Raw genomic sequence first — 17,137 nt, 5'->3', positions numbered from 1 at the left:
CTGTGCGCAGGTTACGCACAGTCGTCATCGCCGGCGCCGGAATCGGAGGCCTGACGGCGGCGCTGGCGCTGGCAGCGAGAGGGTTTCGCGTCGTCATCATCGAAACGGCCGAGCGCCTCGAGGAGGCCGGCGCGGGACTGCAACTTTCGCCGAATGCAACCCGTATCCTGATCGAACTCGGCCTGCATGCGCGGTTATCCGCCCGCGCGCTGGTGCCGGAAGCCGTCAGCATCAGGAGTGCGCGGCACGGCGGTGAGATCTGCCGCATCCCGCTTGGCGAGACAGCCGCATTGCGCGCGGGCGCGCCCTACTGGGTCATGCATCGCGCCGACCTGCAGGCCGGACTGCTGGAACAGGTCCGCGATCATCCCGACATCGAATTGCGCCTCGGCGCCAAGGCCGAAGAAGCCGCCGCATTCGCTCCCGGCGCCAAGGCGACTGTGTGCGGCGACAGAGCTGGCGCGCAGGAGGCCGCATGTGCGCTGATAGGCGCCGACGGCGTGTGGTCCGCTTTGCGCAGTCGGCTTTTTCCGGACGCGATTCCGTTGTTTTCCGGCCTGATTGCATGGCGCGGGACCGTCGAGGCAGCACAGTTCCCGCGCGACATGACCGCGCCACACATACAGCTCTGGATGGGTCCGGACGCGCATCTCGTGACATATCCGATGTCAGGCGGGGACCGGATCAACCTGGTCGCAATCGTTCCGGGCGGCTGGAATCAGCCCGGCTGGAGCGCCGCCGGAGATGCTGCGGATATCAAGCGCATGTTCGCACAAGCGCACTGGCCCCGGCCGGCGCGCTTGATGATCGACGCGGTCGACCGCTGGCGCAAATGGGCGCTGTTCACGATTCCACGGATGGCTGCGTGGCACCGCGATACGACGGCTCTGCTCGGCGATGCCGCCCATGCGATGCTGCCGTTCGCTGCGCAGGGTGCAGGCATGGCGATCGAGGATGCCGCGGTTCTGGCGCAGTGTCTCGGCGAAACGGCGAACGAAAACGCCGAAGATGTCGCGGCCGCGCTTGCGCGTTATACCAGCCTGCGTCTCGCGCGCGTTGCGCGTGTGCAAGAGGCCGCACGACTGAATGGAAGAATCTACCATCTCCGGGGCGTCGCCGCTCTGGCGCGTGATCTTGCCATCGGAATAACGGGACCTCAGCGTATGCTGGCGCGTCAGGAGTGGATCTACAGCTGGCGGCGCTAAGCCGAACGGACGTAGCCTGTCCGTCGCCGGAGATCGTCGAAGATCAGTAACCGGAGCCGCCGGAGCGCCTCGGTGCGACGTGGGGCTCGCTCGCCGGTGTCTCTTGCGCGGCCGAAGCCTGGTCACACTTGTTCCGCCGCCACGTTTCATCGGCAAGTTTGGCCGAAGCCCGAGTGGTGATGTAGTCGTTGCGATACGCTAGTTCGGCAACGGCGGTCCCCGCGACGCCCCTGTGAGCCTTTTCGATCAGCCCTTGCAGTTCTGCCGTGCGTAGCGCCAGAGATTTGCGTTGCGCATCGAGCTGCGGACAATCATAGAGATCATATTTCGCGGGATCGACGAACGCGCCGGAGACGGCGCCGTCGCCGAGATTGGCGCACCCGCAAAGACCGCCGCCCATGATCAGTAAAGTAATGAACACGGGCAGCCGCAGACAGCGGCCAGTAACGATCCGGTCCGGCATTGTTCCCCATTCCCCGGACCGAGCCAAGCGCCCGCTGAACCGCCAAAAAGCGCTGGTCCGTGATCGCATTGAGGCCACGCGTGCGATCAGGCGTTGGCGGCTCACGCCCACTCGCCCTTACGAAAGACCGGAACACGACTGCCGTCGCTGCTGATGCCGTCAATATCGGTTTCTCCCGACCCGATCATCCAGTCGATGTGAATGAAACTCTTGTTGCCGCCCTGCGCCGCGATCTGTTCCGGCGACAGCTTCTCGCCGTCGACGAAGCACTTGGAATAGCACTGGCCGAGCGCGATGTGGCTCGCCGCGTTCTCGTCGAACAACGTATTATAGAATAACAAGCCGCTCTTCGAGATCGGCGAGGAGTGCGGCACCAACGCGACCTCTCCGAGCCGCCGCGCGCCCTCATCCGTATCCAGCACCTTGTTGAGCACGTCGGCCCCGCGGGACGCGTTGGCCTCGACGATGCGACCCTGCTCGAAGCGCACCGCGATCCCGTCGATCAGCGTGCCTTGATACGACAGCGGCTTGGTGCTTCGGACGTGCCCCTCGACCCGCAGGGCATGAGGCGTCGTGAATACCTCTTCGGTCGGGATATTCGGATTACAGACGATGCCATTCTTGGCAGCGGAAGCGCCACCCACCCATTCATGGCCGTCGGCCAGGCCGACCGTGAGGTCGGTTCCGGGCCCGGAGTAATGCAGAGCATGGAAGCGCTGGCTGTTGAGCCAATCGGTGCGCTGGCGCAAGGCCGCATTGTGCGCGGTCCAGTTCGCGATCGGATCATCATTGTCGACGCGCGAGGCGGAAAAAATCGCGTCCGCCAGCCTGGCCACCGCGCCGTCCGCGCTGTCGTCGGGAAACATCAGTCTGGCCCATGCCATGCCTGGATAAGCGACGATATTCCAGTTGACGTCGAAGCCGACGATCTTTTCAAGCGCCGGCTGGTAGGCCATGGAGTTGGCCTTGTTGGCGCGCGCGACTTTCGCTGCATCTTCGCCCGACAGCAGCATCGGATTGTCGCCGACGACGGCGAGCCGCGCGGTGTTGCTCGCGAACGCTTTCGCCATTCCTTCATACAGCCACCCGGCAGCACGATCGAAACTCGCGTCCGGCCCGAACCTGTAGCGCGATAACGTGATGTCTTCATCTGAGAAAAATGGCGTCACCAGCCCCGCCCCAGCCTTGTAGGCATGTTCGGCGATCCGCCGCACCAAAGGCAGCGCCACCGCGGGTGCGGTAATCAGGAGGTCCTGTCCCGGCGCAAGTTGCAGGCCGACCTTGACCGCGACTTCCGCGAGACGATCCAGCTTCACCGGATCGATCGGCGTAACGATATTATGTTGATGCTGGGTCATGCGAATCCATCCTAAGCAAACGGTGCGGCTGGATCGAGGCCGCAGGACCAGAGCCTTTCCGCTTCTGTTGAATCAGAAGCGGAGCTCTATGATTTTGATCTGCGGCGTTTTCTTCACGCGAACCAAGTATCCTCTTCGCTCGAAAACGCTCTAGCTATCAGGCGTTGTCTTGAAACGCCCGACCAAGCGCTCCCCGTCCCACATTTCCACGTGGCGGACGCCAACCAATCTCTTTGCAGTTTCGATCGCCTGGGCATCATTATCGCTCACGATAAGCGTATCGCTCTGGATGTGGCCCTTGTCGTTGAGGATGTAGACTCGATAATCGGTCACCTGTCCTAATCTCCAGATTTTACTGTCATCGGCGCACCTGCGGTCAGGGCGAGCCGACGCCGGTCCAAGAAGTGGTGCCCCCAACCCGAGTCGAACGGGTACGTCCCTGACGGGACTACAGATTTTAAGTCTGTTGCGTCTACCAATTTCGCCATGGGGGCGGTGATTTCAAGTCCTTGCGTCTACCAATTCCGCCATGCCAGCGCGCTTTTCTTTTCAAACACTTAGAGGGGAAATGCAATGGCGGTATTGCAAAACGGCGCGCGCGTTCTGCAAATGCGCTCACTCGGTGACGAAATGATGCAGGAGACGAAACCATGACCGCGAACGACGACATGACCAACCTGGTGGAGCGGTTGCGGCAAGACGCCGAGATGCTCAAGGACGGCTATCAGAGCAACCTCACCGAGCTTTGGCATGGCGTTGTCGTGAAAGATGCCGCGAAAGCGTGTGAGGCGGCCGCCGACCTCATCGAAGCCCAGGCCCAGGCGCTGAGCGACGCCAAGGCGGAGTGGGATGCGTTGGATCAATCTCACCGATCGATCGGCGAGCAACTCGGCCGCGAAGGCAGGCGTCGCATCGCCGCCGAAACCAGGCTGAAGGAGGCGGAGAAAGTCATCGAGCTGGTCGCGGCGATGCGAATTAACAACTCCGAGCAAATTCGACTGGTGACGCGCGCCCGCGCGTTTCTCGCCCCAAAGGAAAAGCAAGAATAAGAACCGCCGCGATCCTACGCAGCCTTCTTTCGTTGCAGCGCCTCGCGGATCAGCGGCAGGCGATCATTGCCGAAATACATATCGGTCTTATCAAGGAAGATCGTTGGCGATCCGAACGCGCCGCGCGCAATCGCTTCGTCGGTATTGGCCTTGAGTTCGTTCTTGATTCCTTCATCTCCAATGCCGGTCAGAAGCTTTTCTGGATCGATGTCGAGCGACCTGCAAATCTCGCCCAGCACCGGCTCACGCGAGATGTCCTTGTCATCGCGCCAATAGGCTTCGAACACCGCCCTGGCGAACGGCACCATCGCGTCGTTGCCAAGCCACAGACAGCCGCGCATGGCTTTGATACTGTTTACGGGGAACACAGTCGGCGGCATCTTGATCGCAAGTCCCGCCGACCGCGCCCAATCCGCGAGATCTTTCCTCATGTAATGAACCTTCGCCGCCACCGGATTTTCCCGTGAGGCATAAACGCTCGGGTTGATGGCGTTGAATATTCCACCGACTGAAACCGGCCGCCACGAAATCTGCTCACCGAACTCTTTCGCCATCGGCTGGATGTTGTGGAAAGCAAGATAGGTCCAGGGACTGGAGCAATCGAAGAAGAATTCGATCATTGGCAGGCTTCCTTAATTTGTGTGCCACGGCTTGGCCCGGCCACTGCCGTCTTGTCAACCGCGGCTCGAGACCGACGCAAGGCCCGGGCATGATGCTCACGCCATTGATCAATAGGATCCACTCGTTGCACTGTCATGTCGCCCCGCACGATAGCTCACGTGCAATGCGCGCACGGACGTGACGCATGAGCGGCTTTTAAGTACGATGTGAATTTTCCTTACCTTGCGGGGCGGAAACGGCAGAGAGTGTCTACGCCGCGCCGTCGCGCAACGGCGGAGCGAAGGCAAGGTCGAGATCCCACGGGAAATAAATCCAGGTGTCCTGCGAAACCTCGGTGATAAACGTATCGACCAGCGGCTTGCCGAGCGGCTTGGCGTAAACGGTGGCGAAATGCGCATCCGGAATCATGCTCCGCACCATTCGTGCGGTGGCGCCGGTATCGACAAGGTCATCCACGATCAGAAGATCCTTGCCCGTGCCGCCACCGAGCTTCGCGGCCGCATCAGAGATGCCTTTCAGCACCTTTAGTTCGCCTTTGCGGATATGATCGTAGCTTGCGATACACACCGTGTCGATCACGCGGACACCGAGTTCGCGCGCCACGATCGCTGCGGGGACAAGACCGCCGCGGGTGATCGCGACCACCGCGTGAAACGGCCCGGTCTCATTCAACCGCCAGCTCAGCGCACGGCAGTCGCGATGAAACTGGTCCCAGGACACCGGAAAGGCTTTGTTGGGTGCTTTATCAGCGGTCACTTTGATGGTTTCCGTCACGAGCGCCTCTTATAGCGTTTTCGGGCGCAGTGGACATCAGTTCGCGTGAAGAAAACGCATCCGCTTACTGCGGCACTTTGAGCGCCGCCAGCATCGCTCTCACCGCATCCATGGCCGCTGTCAGCTTGGCCTGATCGCGGGATCGCACCACAAGACTCGTGTTCGGCTTGCCGTTCTCGTCGAGGAAAGGATAACTGCCGATGGTGGTGTCCGGATGCGCCTCGGCGATCTCGCGTAGCGGCGTGCCGATGTCACCTTCGCGGCAATTGCCGCGCACCGATTCCGACAGCATCCGCTCGCCTACCTGCAGCGTCGGCGCGACGATATCCATCATCGCCTGCATGATTGATGGCACTCCCGCCATGACGATGACATTACCGATCCTGAAGCCGGGCGCCAGAATGGTTGCGCTCTGGATCGGTTCGGCGCCCCGGGGAATGCGCGCCATCCGCAACCGCGCCTCGTTCAATTCGCCGGGCTTCTGGTAGCGCTCCTTGAAACGCGCCACCACCTCGGGATGATAATCAATGCCGACGCCCAAGGCTTTCGCGATGCTATCGGCGGTGATGTCGTCATGCGTGGGGCCGATACCTCCGGTCGTGAAGACGTAGGTGTAACGTGCGCGAAGCGCGTTCAACGCCGCGACGATATCGGACTCGTCGTCGGCGACGATGCGCACCTCCTTGAGGTCAATTCCGATGTTCGTCAGATACTCCGCAATGAATCCGATGTTCTTGTCCTTGGTCCGGCCGGACAGGATTTCATCTCCGATCACCAGAACGCCTGCGGTGACAATATCACCCATCACCTCTCCTCGCCGTCAGCAGGCGCTTCGCCCTGGCCGTGCGGCGCGCATTCGCGAGCATCCCATGACGCGCTGCCGCGCCAGCGTCAAGACAGGCCCCAACTGCGCAACAGCAGGACCGCCGCGCTCCATCCTCGGAGACCCTCAATGCAGGCGGAACACGCCATCCACCGCGCGCAATTCGGCAGGCTTGATCAGCCTCGAATGCGCGACCGTCACCGAAAACAGAGGTCCGTCGAGTTGCTTCTCCCAAAATGCGAGGAAGTCGCACAGCGCCGGAAATTTCGGAAACATGTCGTAATCCTGCCAGACATAGCTCTGCAACAACCACTGCCGATCGGGGCGGCGGTACAAAATTTCCGCCGTCGTCAGGCCATAGCCGAGCACTTGCTTGCGGAAATCATCCGAAACGCCGCGGGACTGCACGTCATGCTTCGTGATCATCTCAAACCTCCTTGAGGAGGGTTGCGCCATCGGCGAAGGACGGGCCGGCTCCCGATAACGCTCCATTCCTCATAAACCCGCGGTCCGGACCGAGTTTGACGCGCGGGTCCCTTGGAAAATGTGACATGAGAGGCCGGGATCACAAAGTGCAAAAATAAAGGAACGGGTAATTAACCAAGTTCTAGCAGCGGCTTGCTGCGTCTGCTAACAATCCTTTGCAAATGGAAGTGCATTGACGAATATGTGGTTGGCAGTCTCCACCTTTGATTGCTTAAAAAATCCCCCTTGCACCCTTGCCGCTCTCTCGAACCTAGCTTATCTCGTGGCGGGTCGGGCTGGCACTCGTCGACCCCGACTGCCAAATTCAGAAATACGTCTATTTTTCAGAAAGTTAGGAGGACTGCATGAAATTCCGTCCGCTTCACGACCGCGTCGTGGTCAAGCGCATCGACGCAGAAGAGAAGACTGCAGGCGGCATTATCATTCCCGACACGGCCAAGGAAAAGCCCTCGCAGGGCGAGGTTGTGGCCGTCGGCCCGGGCGGCCGCGATGAGTCCGGCAAGCTGCTCCCGATCGATCTCAAGGTCGGCGACCGCGTGTTGTTCGGCAAGTGGTCCGGCACCGAGGTGAAGATCGACGGCCAGGATCTCCTGATCATGAAGGAGTCCGACATCATGGGCGTTCTCACCGATGCAGCGCCCGCCAAGAAGAAGGCCGCTTAAGCGCCGTCTCCGTTCAGAAATCATTCAAAGGAACAACCCAACATGTCAGCCAAAGATGTCAAATTCGGCGTCGACGCCCGCGACAAGATGCTGCGCGGCGTGGACATTCTCGCCAACGCCGTGAGGGTGACGCTCGGTCCGAAGGGCCGCAACGTGGTGCTCGAAAAGTCATTCGGCGCGCCCCGCATCACCAAGGACGGCGTCACCGTCGCCAAGGAGATCGAACTCGACGACAAGTTCGAGAACATGGGCGCGCAGATGGTGCGCGAAGTCGCTTCCAAGTCCGCTGACGCGGCCGGCGACGGCACCACCACCGCGACGGTTCTGGCCCAGGCGATCGTGAGGGAAGGCGCCAAGTCGGTCGCCGCCGGCATGAACCCGATGGACCTGAAGCGCGGCATTGACCTCGCCGTCGACGCGGTGGTCGCCGATCTGGTCAGGAACTCCAAGAAGGTCACCTCGAACGAAGAAATCGCCCAGGTCGGCACCATTTCCGCCAACGGCGATTCCGAAATCGGCAAGTTCCTCGCCGACGCCATGAAGAAGGTCGGCAACGAGGGCGTCATCACGGTTGAAGAAGCCAAGTCGCTCGAAACCGAACTCGATGTCGTCGAGGGCATGCAGTTCGACCGCGGCTATATCTCGCCCTACTTCGTCACCAACGCCGAGAAGATGCGCGTCGAGATGGACGACGCCTACATCCTCATCAACGAGAAAAAGCTCTCGTCGCTGAACGAGTTGCTGCCGCTGCTGGAGGCCGTGGTGCAGACCGGCAAGCCGCTGGTGATCGTCGCGGAAGACGTCGAGGGTGAAGCGCTGGCGACGCTGGTGGTCAACCGCCTGCGCGGCGGCCTCAAGGTCGCGGCCGTCAAGGCGCCGGGCTTCGGCGACCGTCGCAAGGCCATGTTGCAGGATATCGCCATCCTGACCGGCGGTCAGGCGATCAGCGAGGACCTCGGCATCAAGCTCGAAAACGTCACGTTGCAGATGCTCGGCCGCGCCAAGAAGGTGATGATCGACAAGGAAAACACCACGATCGTCAACGGCGCCGGCAAGAAGGCGGACATCGAGGCGCGCGTAGCCCAGATCAAGGCGCAGATCGAGGAGACCACCTCGGACTACGACCGCGAGAAGCTACAGGAGCGCCTTGCCAAGCTCGCGGGCGGCGTCGCGGTGATCCGCGTCGGCGGCGCGACCGAGGTCGAGGTGAAGGAGCGCAAGGATCGCGTGGACGACGCGATGCATGCGACTCGCGCCGCGGTCGAGGAAGGCATCGTGCCGGGCGGCGGCGTCGCGCTGCTCCGTGCCTCCGAGCAGCTCAAGCGCATCAAGACCGCGAACGACGACCAGAAGACCGGCGTCGAGATCGTGCGCAAGGCGCTGTCGGCGCCCGCCCGCCAGATCGCGATCAACGCGGGCGAGGACGGCAGCGTCATCGTCGGCAAGATCCTCGAGAAGGAGCAGTATTCGCACGGCTTCGACTCGCAGACCGGCGAATACGGCAACCTGATCTCCAAGGGCATCATCGACCCGACCAAGGTCGTGCGCACCGCGATCCAGAACGCCGCATCCGTCGCCTCGCTTCTGATCACCACCGAAGCGATGGTCGCCGAACTGCCGAAGAAGAACACCCCTGCCCCGGCGATGCCGGGCGGCGGCGGCATGGGCGGCATGGATTTCTGATGCACCGCGTCAGAAATCGCCGTCCCTGAATCTAAAATGCTGAATACCGATGCGAAAGGCCCGGCGTAAGCTGGGCCTTTCGTTTGCGCTTCGTCACTTGTTCGAATACGCTCAAAGACGGTCACAGTCCTCTCAACACTCCACCACGCTTACGTGCCCTTGCTTCCCATAAGCGAGCAGCACGCGATCGCGCGTGATGAGCGTTGCTCCGAGGTCGCGTGCGGTGGCGGCCACAATACGATCGGCGGGATCACGTGGCGGCGTTCCCGGCAGGAATGACGACGCAATCAGAAGTTCCGGCAGCATCGGCGCGAGTTTGACGCCAGGAACGTCGAGCAACTTCGCGAACCATCGCTCCGGCGCGATCTGCAACTGCACCCGGCCCCGCGCTGCCAGCAACCCGACCTCCCATGCCGTGATCGGTGAGATGTAGGACGGCGCGCCCTCGCTGTGAGCAGAGGCGAGCAAGTCCAGGGCTGCTCGCGCCAACTCCGCCTGATCGGAAATCCAGATTGCGGCGCACGTGTCCCACAAGAGAGGCCGCATCAGCGGCGACCATCCGTAGACTTGCTCCACTCGGGATCGGCGGGTGCCGCAATATCCGTACCCGGCACGATCCGCACCATACCTTTCATCGCACCGTAGGCCGGATGTATCGGGTGCAGCGATGCTGAAGCGGAAGGCTGCGGTTGCCCGGATGATCGCCTGTCACCTTCCCCCTTGCGACGGAAAACAAGCTTCTGCCCTGCCATGTCGACCTGCTCGCTCTCGAAACCAGCCTCAAGCCAAACCCGCGTCAGTACACTGTTGGTCGGGTTGTTGCTCCACCACGGTCGGTGCTTGTGCGCCGACGCGGGTAATTTAGTTTGCGTGATCCGCTCGACCTCCGCAAACGACATCGGCACACGCTCATGGTCCTGGCTTCTCAAAAAGTCGCCCAGACGATCGTACTTCGACATAGGGCCTTCCCTTCAAATAGTTTCTACCTATAGGTAGAACGTTTTTGTTCATCCTGCAAGTCCCAAGAACAGTGCGTTCTGTATGTCCGAAAATACTTGCGCTACCTCAACTCCACCGGCAGCGGTGCGAGCACATCGCCCGAAGGCTCCGCCACCACATTGATCGCGAAGGTCTCGATCGTCAGAGGCCCACGCTTGCGCTCGAGCGTCGCGACGTTCTCAACGTGATTGAACAACTGCGAGACCGGCGGCCAGTTGTCCGACCGGTCATCGACATAAAGCATCCTGCCGGCGAGTTGGTCCGCGTCCGGAGGCGGCGCGTTGATCCAGCGAATGCGCTCAAAATACTGCGCCACGCAAGTTCCCTTCGGCAGGTAGAACCGAAGCCAGCTCGTCACGCCATACCCTTGAGCAAGCACGCAGCGCGCGCCGCTTTTCACGCGCAACGCTTCGATCCCGGCGGCGAGATCGCGCACGCCGACACCGACGCTGCGCACCGAGGCATCGCGCCGATAGCCTGAGAGAACACCGGTGTTCACCTGCACCACCAACGCCACGAACATGCCGATGCCTACCGGCAGCGCCCAGCGGCGGCAAGCATCGGCGAAATTCCGGCCGCGTGGCTGCCAGCGCGCGACGTCGGAAGCGACCGCCGCCGCGATCGCGAGCGCCGGATAGATCGGCCCAAACCAGTTGGCCTCCACGCGGCCATGCAGCGAATGCCAGACGAAATAGATCGTCAACGTCCACACCGTCGCATTAATCAGCACGCGCGCGGCGCGCGCGCCCTCGCCGCGCTTGGACAATGCAAACAACCCCATCGCGGCGAGCGCAAATACCGGCGGCGTCGCGAAGACGATCTGGGTCGGGATCAGTTCGACGATATAGCGAAGGGTGAACTGATCCACGCGGGCGCGGCCGAACTGCTTGGCGAAAGATACCCAATGGTGTTCGGCGTTCCAGATGATCACGGGCGAGAAGATCGCCAGCGCCACCAGCCCGCCGAGATAAGGCCACGGCGTCCGCAGCCAGCGCCGCAGCTCAGGTACGGCGAGCAGCCAGATCAGGATCACCGGACCGAAGAACAATGCGGTGTATTTCGACAGCAGCGCCGCCCCGACCGCAGCGCCCACCGCGAGCCACCAGGCCCCGCCCCCGCTCGCCAGCAGTATCGCGAGACACAGCAGCACGAAACTCGATGCCGCCATCAGCGGCGCGTCCGGCGTGACGATCACGGTGCCGGCTGCGACCATCAGCGTGACGTTGAGAAAAACGGTTGCCGAGGCTGCCGCCCTTGCGTTGTCGAACAGCAGCATTGTCGTGCGGTAGATCGCGAAGCTCATGGGCAGCGCCAGCAGGATCGACACCAGCCGCACGCCGAATTCCGTATCACCCGCGATCATGGTGCCGAGGCGGATCACGACCGCCACCAGCGGCGGATGATCGTAATAGCCGCCGGCCAGATACTTCGACCACGTCCAATAATAGGCTTCGTCGAACGTCAGCGGAGTGAAGGCTGCGCAAATCAGCCGCACCGCCACCAGCGCAAGGACTATGAGAACAACGGCGCGGACGGACCACGTCTCGGTCAGACGCATCGCCGTGCTATCGCCTGCGCCACACGAACAGGCTGGACACCGCGTAATTCCAAACCACGCCCATCAGCGCGCCGGCCGCGCCCGCCAGCCACCAGATCGGCTTCTGATCGTAGACGGAGAACGCGACGCCGACATTGGCGAGCAGGCCGACGCTGCACACAATATAGAAAACCAGAAGACCGCGAAGAATGCCGAGTCCTTTCAGGCGCTGGTCGCGATAGGTGAGTAAATTGTTGAGCAGGAAATTGCTGGTCATCGCCAGGATCGCACCGAAAGCCTGCGAGTGCGGAAACGGCCATCGCAACACTTCGAGCGCCACGAACAGGCCGGCGAAATGCACGACGACGCCGACCGAACCAACCAGCGCGAACAGCAGGAAGCGCAGTGACACCGCATCATGGGTCAGCTTCGCCAGCACAAGTCCCAGGAAGTCCAGTGCGACCATCGAATCCAGCTTGCTCTCGCCGTGCAGCCGGGAACCGAACGTGTAGGGGATTTCCGTGATCCGCAATGCGCCGCGCGCGGTCGCGACCACATCAAGCAGGATCTTGAAGCCCTGAGTCGAAAGCTCGGGCGCGAGCCGTTCGAAACGGTCGCGGCGGATCATGAAGAAGCCGCTCATGGGATCGGCGATTTCGATGCGCAGCAGGTTCTTCGCGACCGAGGTTGCCAGCATGCTGAAGCCCGCGCGCTGCTTGTCGAAGCTGTCGGCGCTGCCGCCCTCGATGTAGCGGCTACCGACGACGAGATCGGCGGCGTTGTTTTCCAGCAGCGCGAGCATGGCTGGCAGCCGGGTTTCATCGTGCTGAAGGTCGGCATCCATCACCGCGGCGCACGGCGCGCTCGATGCCAGGATTCCCTCGATGCACGCGCCGGACAGTCCACGACGGCCGACGCGTCTGATGCAGCGGACGCGCGGATCAACCGCAGCCAGTTCGCGCACCACATCCGAAGTCCCGTCGGGGGAGTTATCATCGACATAGATGACCTCCCACGCGATATCCTTCAGCGCAACGGACAGTTTCCGGTACAGCGCAACCACGTTGTCGCGCTCGTTGAAGGTAGGCACGACGACCGAAAGCTGGCGCGGCATACCGATTGATAGCTCGACCGGCTCCGGTCTCAGGGCTTCATTCATGGCGCCAGCATATATCCGTGGCAACCGCCGATGCCAAGATGACCGGCATCAAGGTATCCAGCCCCAAACAGGCCGCGAGCCGGAAATTCCTGTTATAAAGTCGGAAAATGCCTGAAACAGACCAAGGGCCAACGACCACGAACAACGGAGCGCGCGTACATCCGGCGCAGCCCAGTCATCCCGTGGTCGTCCCGGCGATGGAGCGGGCTTCGACATCGCCGTTAGCGTTTAGGTAGGTACGGTCGGAACATCCGCAAGAGGCAGGTCCAAATATGGCTTGCAGATCAGGCAATATCTACATCGGAATCGGCGGCTGGACCTTCCCGCCTTGGCGCGGCATTTTCTACCCGGACAAACTGGCGCATGCCAAGGAACTGGCATACGCCGCCTCCAAGCTCACCTCGATCGAGATCAACGGCACCTATTATGGATCGCAGAAGCCAGAAAGCTTCCGCAAATGGGCGCGCGAAGTGCCGGATGGATTTGTGTTCTCGCTAAAAGGGCCGCGCTTCGCCACCAATCGCCGGGGGCTCGCCGAGGCCGGCGATTCGGTGAAACGCTTCTATGACTCGGGGGTGCTGGAACTAGGCGACCGCCTTGGACCGGTGCTGTGGCAGTTCGCGCCGACCAAGGCTTTCGACGAAGCCGATTTCGGCAAGTTCCTCGAACTCTTGCCACGAAAGCTGGAGGGACGCGCGCTACGGCATGCGGTCGAGGTTCGCCACCACAGCTTCTGCACGCCCGCGTTCATTTCGCTGCTGCGGCAATTCCAGGTGCCGGTCGTATTCGCCGAACACGGCAAGTATCCGGCGATCGCCGATATCGCGGCGGATTTCGTCTATGCTCGCCTGCAAAAGGGCAGCGACGAGATCAAGACCTGCTATCCTCCGAAGCAGCTCGATGCCTGGGCGAAACGTTTTCAATGCTGGGCTACAGGAGACGAGCCCGATGATCTGCCGCGCGTGGACGGGGCCCAGCCGAAGAAAGTGCCGCGCGACGTATTCGCCTACATGATCCACGAAGGCAAGGTGCATGCGCCTGCCGGCGCGATGGAGCTTATCGCGCGAGTGAAGTGACGGGAGGACAGAATATGGCGGCGGGAAACCCTCTTCACCATCGGATACGAGCAGACGCCAGCCAGAGCCGTGCTCGACGAGTTGGAACAGGCGGGCCTCGAACTGCTGGCCGATGTCCGCGCGGTCAGATGTGAGGGAGGCGCACCCTCTCGGTCTCCTGGGGAGGTTCCCTCATTGTTCCCTTACGCGCCCTCGCGGCCGCCTGCTATCAGTAGTTGTACGTATTGGCGTTTGGGCTTGTGGGGGCTCGGCTACGTTGGGGAGCGTGCGCGCAGTTTGCATGGCCGCCTTGCTGGCGTGGGCGACCATGGGTCAGTCAGTGGCCCAGCCAACGGTAACCGGTCCGCCGCTGACCGACAATCTCATCGGCGGTTCCAAACCCGAGCGATTCCTGTTTTTCAGCGGCATTGATATCTGGCGCAACGGACTGGCCGGCTACGACGGGTTGCTGTTGGCGCCGCAAGGTGACCTGAACAAGGATGGCTTTCTCGTTCGTCTGTTCATGTCAGACAACCTTGAACTGTACTGCGACCCGGCGCTTCACCACCAACATCTTCCGCACCTCCGCCCTGCCCGGCTGGCGGATCAAGCGCGGAGACCTCGAGGTCAGGATGTTTGCCGGTCCAACTCTCGAAATTCGCGGGTTCAAACCCGACGTTCAAATCGGCAAGCTGAGCGGAAGCCGCCTCGGTGTCCAGTTAGCGAGCGAGCTATGGTGGGAGCCCGCGCCCACCATGATGGTAGCCGCCGCCGCTGCGCTCACCACAATCAACTCGGTGTATAGCGCCCGCGCCGCGGCCGGTTGGCGCTTGTTCGACCGGTTCTGGATCGGCCCCGAAGTCTCCGCATCCACCGATCGGTTCAGCACCCAATACCGGATCGGCGCGCATCTTACGGGCTTCAAGACGGAGGCGCTGGAGTGGTCGGCCGGCGTCGGCTTGGTGCAAGACAGTTTCGACCGCAGCGGAATCTACGGGCGTATCAGCGCTCTGTTTCGAAAGTAATGTTCTCTCGAGCCTTTCCGCATCTGGTGGAATTAGAAGCGAAGCTCCGTAATTTTGATCTGACGCGTTTTCTTCACGCGAACCGGCATCCATTTCGCTCGAAAACGCTCCGGGACTGAACATCCAGCCCCGACTAATCCAGCGTGCGGCGGAATCGCGTCACCGCGATCGCCATGGCCACCAGCATCAGCGCCACCAACGCGAGTGTGTCGTACTTCAGATTTTGCAGCGTCGCGCCCTTCAGCATAATGGCGCGGACAATCCTGACGTAGTGCGTCAATGGCAGGCATTCCCCGATACGCTGCGCCCACACGGGCATGCCAGCGAATGGAAACATGAAACCAGACAACAGGATGCTTGGCAGGAAGAACATCATCGACATCTGCATGGCCTGGAGCTGATTCTGCACGATGGTCGAGAATGTGTATCCGACGGCGAGATTTGTCGTGATGAACAGCGTCGAGAGCAACGCCAGCAGCGTCAGGCTTCCCTCGATGGGAACGCCAAACAGCAGCACGCCTATACCGATGATCAGGGCAGCCTGGATAAATCCTACCAGCACGTAGGGCAGGATCTTTCCGATCATCACCTCGACCGGTGTGATCGGCATCGACAGCAAACTCTCCATGGTGCCTCGTTCGATCTCGCGCGTGACCGACAAGGCGGTGAAGATCAGCATCGTCATGGTGAGGATGGTCCCGACGAGTCCCGGCACGATGTTCAGCCGCGAGGACGCCGCTGGATTGTAGCGCGCATGCGCCCGGATTTCGAATGGCGGATCGGATGGATCTCCAATATGAAGATCGTGCGAAAGCGCGGTCTGTACGATCGGACCGAGTGCGCTCAATGCGGAGCCGGCGGCGACGGGATCGGTGGCATCAGCGGCAACCAGCAGCGCCGGACGATCACCACGCCGCACCCCTCGCTCGAAACCGCGCGGAATCTCGACACCGAACAGCACCGTGCCGGACTTCAAGAGATTGTCGAAGGTATCAACGTCGTGCACCTCCTGCGTGAAACGGAAATAGGCGGTGTTCTCCAATGCTTTCAAAATCGAGCGAGCAAGATCGCTATCCTCCTGCAACAGGACAGCCGTCGGCAGATGACGCGGCGTGGTGTTGATGGCATAGCCGAACAGCAGGAGCTGCATCACCGGAATCATCACAATCATCGCGAACGAGACACGGTCGCGCCGAAGCTGGATGAATTCCTTGACCAGCATGGCGTAGCTGCGCCGCCAGAAACCGAACGACATTTCCCTTCCGCCAGAATGGTCGTGCGCGGCACTCATTGGAAGTTGTCCTTCGAGCGGCTCATCAGTTCGATAAACACGTCTTCCAGCGATGGCTCGCTCTGCTGCCAATGCAGATCGCTGCGGCTGCGAAAGGCCGCGATCGTCTGTTCGAGCGCAGCCTTGTCACGGCCGGAGACATGCAAACTTGTGCCGAACGGCGCAGCCATGTCGATGCCCGGCTTGTCCGCCAGCTCGGCCGACAACCTATTGAGGTCGCCGCCCGTGACCGTGTAGGTAGTCAGCGCCGATTGCGCGATCACTTCATCTACGGTGCCATGCGCAAGCAAATGGCCGTAGGCAATATAGGCGATCTCGTGACAGCGTTCAGCCTCGTCCATGTAGTGCGTCGAGACCAGCACCGTCAGCCCTTCCGCGGCCAGCGCATGAATCTCGTTCCAGAATTCGCGCCGCGCCTTTGGATCGACACCGGCGGTCGGCTCGTCGAGCAATAGAAGCTGCGGGTTCGGAAGTGTGCAAGCGCCGAGCGCAAGGCGCTGCTTCCAGCCGCCGGACAATTCACCCGCAAGCTGCTCCTCGCGACCGTTAAGACCGATCCGCTCGATCATGGCCCGCGCCGCACGGGGCGCACCGCGCATGCCGTAGAGCCGTGCGACAAATTCCAGGTTCTCCCGCACCGACAGATCCTGGTACAGGCTGAACCGCTGGGTCATATAGCCAACCCGGCGCTTGATCTTGTCGGCGTCGCGGCGGATGTCATAGCCGAGGCAGGTGCCCTCGCCGCTGTCCGGCGTCAGCAGTCCGCAAAGCATACGGATGGTGGTGGTCTTGCCTGAACCGTTGGGGCCGAGGAATCCGTAGATCATTCCGCGCCTCACCGTCATGGACAAATCGTGCACGACCTCGCGACCGTTGAACGACTTCGACAGGCCGGAGACCTCGATCGCGATGTCGGCTGCATTTATGGCTGTCTGACTCATGGCACG

Annotated in this window: 18 protein-coding genes, 1 tRNA gene and 2 pseudogenes; 7 read left to right on the top strand and 14 right to left on the bottom strand. The window is 61.5% G+C overall.

Annotation, left to right across the window (positions count from 1 at the left end):
- The first annotated feature begins 2 nt into the window (after positions 1-2).
- Positions 3-1,205 carry an FAD-dependent monooxygenase gene (locus NB311A_RS17675; RefSeq protein WP_009799974.1) on the top strand — a complete coding sequence of 401 codons (1,203 nt, stop codon included), beginning with the start codon at positions 3-5 and terminating at the stop codon, positions 1,203-1,205.
- Positions 1,206-1,248: 43 nt separating this feature from the next.
- Here the strand turns inward: NB311A_RS17675 and NB311A_RS17670 are convergent, their stop codons facing one another.
- The 4 genes from NB311A_RS17670 to NB311A_RS17655 form a co-directional block, all read right to left on the bottom strand.
- The gene (locus NB311A_RS17670; protein ID WP_009799973.1) at positions 1,249-1,668 is read right to left on the bottom strand and encodes a hypothetical protein; all 420 of its coding nucleotides are present in this window, start codon (positions 1,666-1,668) and stop codon (positions 1,249-1,251) included.
- A 101-nt stretch (positions 1,669-1,769) separates the two neighbouring features.
- Positions 1,770-3,026, bottom strand: a complete 1,257-nt coding sequence (locus NB311A_RS17665; protein WP_009799972.1) for an aminopeptidase — start codon at positions 3,024-3,026, stop codon at positions 1,770-1,772.
- A gap of 150 nt (positions 3,027-3,176) precedes the next feature.
- On the bottom strand, positions 3,177-3,359 hold the full coding sequence (locus NB311A_RS17660) for a hypothetical protein (protein ID WP_009799970.1): 183 nt from the start codon (positions 3,357-3,359) through the stop codon (positions 3,177-3,179).
- A gap of 72 nt (positions 3,360-3,431) precedes the next feature.
- Positions 3,432-3,520: transfer RNA gene (locus NB311A_RS17655), tRNA-Leu, on the bottom strand.
- A 156-nt stretch (positions 3,521-3,676) separates the two neighbouring features.
- Here NB311A_RS17655 and NB311A_RS17650 point away from each other — a divergent pair.
- Complete coding sequence (locus tag NB311A_RS17650) at positions 3,677-4,075, top strand: hypothetical protein (RefSeq protein ID WP_009799968.1); 399 nt, start codon at positions 3,677-3,679, stop codon at positions 4,073-4,075.
- Between the two features lie 14 nt (positions 4,076-4,089).
- On the opposite strand, the gene NB311A_RS17645 is transcribed toward NB311A_RS17650, so the two are convergent.
- The 4 genes from NB311A_RS17645 to NB311A_RS17630 form a co-directional block, all read right to left on the bottom strand.
- Positions 4,090-4,695: a 2-hydroxychromene-2-carboxylate isomerase gene (locus tag NB311A_RS17645; RefSeq protein ID WP_009799967.1), complete on the bottom strand. Its 606-nt coding sequence runs from the start codon at positions 4,693-4,695 to the stop codon at positions 4,090-4,092.
- Between the two features lie 250 nt (positions 4,696-4,945).
- Complete coding sequence (gpt, locus tag NB311A_RS17640; RefSeq protein ID WP_165475276.1) at positions 4,946-5,452, bottom strand: xanthine phosphoribosyltransferase; 507 nt, start codon at positions 5,450-5,452, stop codon at positions 4,946-4,948.
- 82 nt (positions 5,453-5,534) lie between these two features.
- Entirely contained in the window at positions 5,535-6,275 is a 741-nt protein-coding gene (locus NB311A_RS17635; protein WP_009799965.1) for a molybdopterin-binding protein, read from the bottom strand.
- Between the two features lie 144 nt (positions 6,276-6,419).
- The gene (locus tag NB311A_RS17630; RefSeq protein ID WP_009799964.1) at positions 6,420-6,719 is read right to left on the bottom strand and encodes an usg protein; all 300 of its coding nucleotides are present in this window, start codon (positions 6,717-6,719) and stop codon (positions 6,420-6,422) included.
- A gap of 404 nt (positions 6,720-7,123) precedes the next feature.
- Here NB311A_RS17630 and NB311A_RS17625 point away from each other — a divergent pair, with 404 nt between their 5' ends.
- Together NB311A_RS17625 and groL are read left to right on the top strand one after the other, a co-directional pair.
- On the top strand, positions 7,124-7,441 hold the full coding sequence (locus tag NB311A_RS17625; protein WP_009799963.1) for a co-chaperone GroES: 318 nt from the start codon (positions 7,124-7,126) through the stop codon (positions 7,439-7,441).
- 42 nt (positions 7,442-7,483) lie between these two features.
- Complete coding sequence (gene groL / locus NB311A_RS17620) at positions 7,484-9,124, top strand: chaperonin GroEL (RefSeq protein WP_009799962.1); 1,641 nt, start codon at positions 7,484-7,486, stop codon at positions 9,122-9,124.
- Between the two features lie 132 nt (positions 9,125-9,256).
- Here the strand turns inward: groL and NB311A_RS17615 are convergent, their stop codons facing one another.
- From NB311A_RS17615 to NB311A_RS17600, 4 genes are all read right to left on the bottom strand, one after another.
- Positions 9,257-9,670, bottom strand: coding sequence for a type II toxin-antitoxin system VapC family toxin (locus NB311A_RS17615; RefSeq protein WP_040675919.1), 414 nt, complete (start codon positions 9,668-9,670; stop codon positions 9,257-9,259).
- On the bottom strand, positions 9,670-10,083 hold the full coding sequence (locus NB311A_RS19805; RefSeq protein ID WP_009799960.1) for a hypothetical protein: 414 nt from the start codon (positions 10,081-10,083) through the stop codon (positions 9,670-9,672). Before NB311A_RS19805 ends, NB311A_RS17615 begins: the two co-directional genes overlap by 1 nt.
- A gap of 101 nt (positions 10,084-10,184) precedes the next feature.
- Positions 10,185-11,681 (bottom strand): glycosyltransferase family 39 protein, encoded by a 1,497-nt coding sequence (locus NB311A_RS17605; RefSeq protein ID WP_009799959.1) that lies wholly within the window; start codon positions 11,679-11,681, stop codon positions 10,185-10,187.
- 7 nt (positions 11,682-11,688) lie between these two features.
- The gene (locus tag NB311A_RS17600; RefSeq protein ID WP_009799958.1) at positions 11,689-12,819 is read right to left on the bottom strand and encodes a glycosyltransferase family 2 protein; all 1,131 of its coding nucleotides are present in this window, start codon (positions 12,817-12,819) and stop codon (positions 11,689-11,691) included.
- 272 nt (positions 12,820-13,091) lie between these two features.
- On the opposite strand from NB311A_RS17600, the gene NB311A_RS17595 reads away from it, so the two are divergent.
- The 3 genes and pseudogenes from NB311A_RS17595 (at position 13,092) to bcsS (ending at position 14,899) form a co-directional block, all read left to right on the top strand.
- On the top strand, positions 13,092-13,895 hold the full coding sequence (locus NB311A_RS17595) for a DUF72 domain-containing protein (protein WP_009799957.1): 804 nt from the start codon (positions 13,092-13,094) through the stop codon (positions 13,893-13,895).
- Positions 13,896-13,907: 12 nt separating this feature from the next.
- A pseudogene (locus NB311A_RS22770) lies at positions 13,908-14,057 on the top strand (DUF488 domain-containing protein); the annotation flags it as partial.
- Positions 14,008-14,899: pseudogene (gene bcsS / locus NB311A_RS23260) on the top strand (cellulose biosynthesis protein BcsS). The pseudogenes NB311A_RS22770 and bcsS, both read left to right, overlap by 50 nt.
- A gap of 133 nt (positions 14,900-15,032) precedes the next feature.
- Here bcsS and NB311A_RS17585 read toward each other — a convergent pair.
- Positions 15,033-16,190 carry an ABC transporter permease gene (locus NB311A_RS17585; protein ID WP_009799954.1) on the bottom strand — a complete coding sequence of 386 codons (1,158 nt, stop codon included), beginning with the start codon at positions 16,188-16,190 and terminating at the stop codon, positions 15,033-15,035.
- Positions 16,187-17,131 (bottom strand): ABC transporter ATP-binding protein, encoded by a 945-nt coding sequence (locus NB311A_RS17580; RefSeq protein ID WP_009799953.1) that lies wholly within the window; start codon positions 17,129-17,131, stop codon positions 16,187-16,189. The genes NB311A_RS17585 and NB311A_RS17580 overlap by 4 nt, the downstream gene beginning before the upstream one ends.
- Positions 17,132-17,137: the final 6 nt, after the last annotated feature.

It is taken from the genome of Nitrobacter sp. Nb-311A (assembly GCF_000152905.1).
Taxonomy (GTDB): Bacteria; Pseudomonadota; Alphaproteobacteria; order Rhizobiales; family Xanthobacteraceae; genus Nitrobacter.
The sequence above is the reverse complement of the archived record's forward strand: the minus strand, read 5'-3'. Positions and strand labels throughout refer to the sequence as shown.

Coding starts and splice junctions, on each gene's coding strand:
- NB311A_RS17670 (WP_009799973.1), bottom strand. CDS start 1,668: ATGCCGGACCGGATCGTTACTGGCCGCTGTCTGCGGCTGCCCGTGTTC.
- NB311A_RS17665 (WP_009799972.1), bottom strand. CDS start 3,026: ATGACCCAGCATCAACATAATATCGTTACGCCGATCGATCCGGTGAAG.
- NB311A_RS17650 (WP_009799968.1), top strand. CDS start 3,677: ATGACCGCGAACGACGACATGACCAACCTGGTGGAGCGGTTGCGGCAA.
- NB311A_RS17645 (WP_009799967.1), bottom strand. CDS start 4,695: ATGATCGAATTCTTCTTCGATTGCTCCAGTCCCTGGACCTATCTTGCT.
- NB311A_RS17635 (WP_009799965.1), bottom strand. CDS start 6,275: ATGGGTGATATTGTCACCGCAGGCGTTCTGGTGATCGGAGATGAAATC.
- NB311A_RS17630 (WP_009799964.1), bottom strand. CDS start 6,719: ATGATCACGAAGCATGACGTGCAGTCCCGCGGCGTTTCGGATGATTTC.
- NB311A_RS17625 (WP_009799963.1), top strand. CDS start 7,124: ATGAAATTCCGTCCGCTTCACGACCGCGTCGTGGTCAAGCGCATCGAC.
- groL (WP_009799962.1), top strand. CDS start 7,484: ATGTCAGCCAAAGATGTCAAATTCGGCGTCGACGCCCGCGACAAGATG.
- NB311A_RS17615 (WP_040675919.1), bottom strand. CDS start 9,670: ATGCGGCCTCTCTTGTGGGACACGTGCGCCGCAATCTGGATTTCCGAT.
- NB311A_RS19805 (WP_009799960.1), bottom strand. CDS start 10,083: ATGTCGAAGTACGATCGTCTGGGCGACTTTTTGAGAAGCCAGGACCAT.
- NB311A_RS17605 (WP_009799959.1), bottom strand. CDS start 11,681: ATGCGTCTGACCGAGACGTGGTCCGTCCGCGCCGTTGTTCTCATAGTC.
- NB311A_RS17600 (WP_009799958.1), bottom strand. CDS start 12,819: ATGAATGAAGCCCTGAGACCGGAGCCGGTCGAGCTATCAATCGGTATG.
- NB311A_RS17595 (WP_009799957.1), top strand. CDS start 13,092: ATGGCTTGCAGATCAGGCAATATCTACATCGGAATCGGCGGCTGGACC.
- NB311A_RS17585 (WP_009799954.1), bottom strand. CDS start 16,190: ATGAGTGCCGCGCACGACCATTCTGGCGGAAGGGAAATGTCGTTCGGT.
- NB311A_RS17580 (WP_009799953.1), bottom strand. CDS start 17,131: ATGAGTCAGACAGCCATAAATGCAGCCGACATCGCGATCGAGGTCTCC.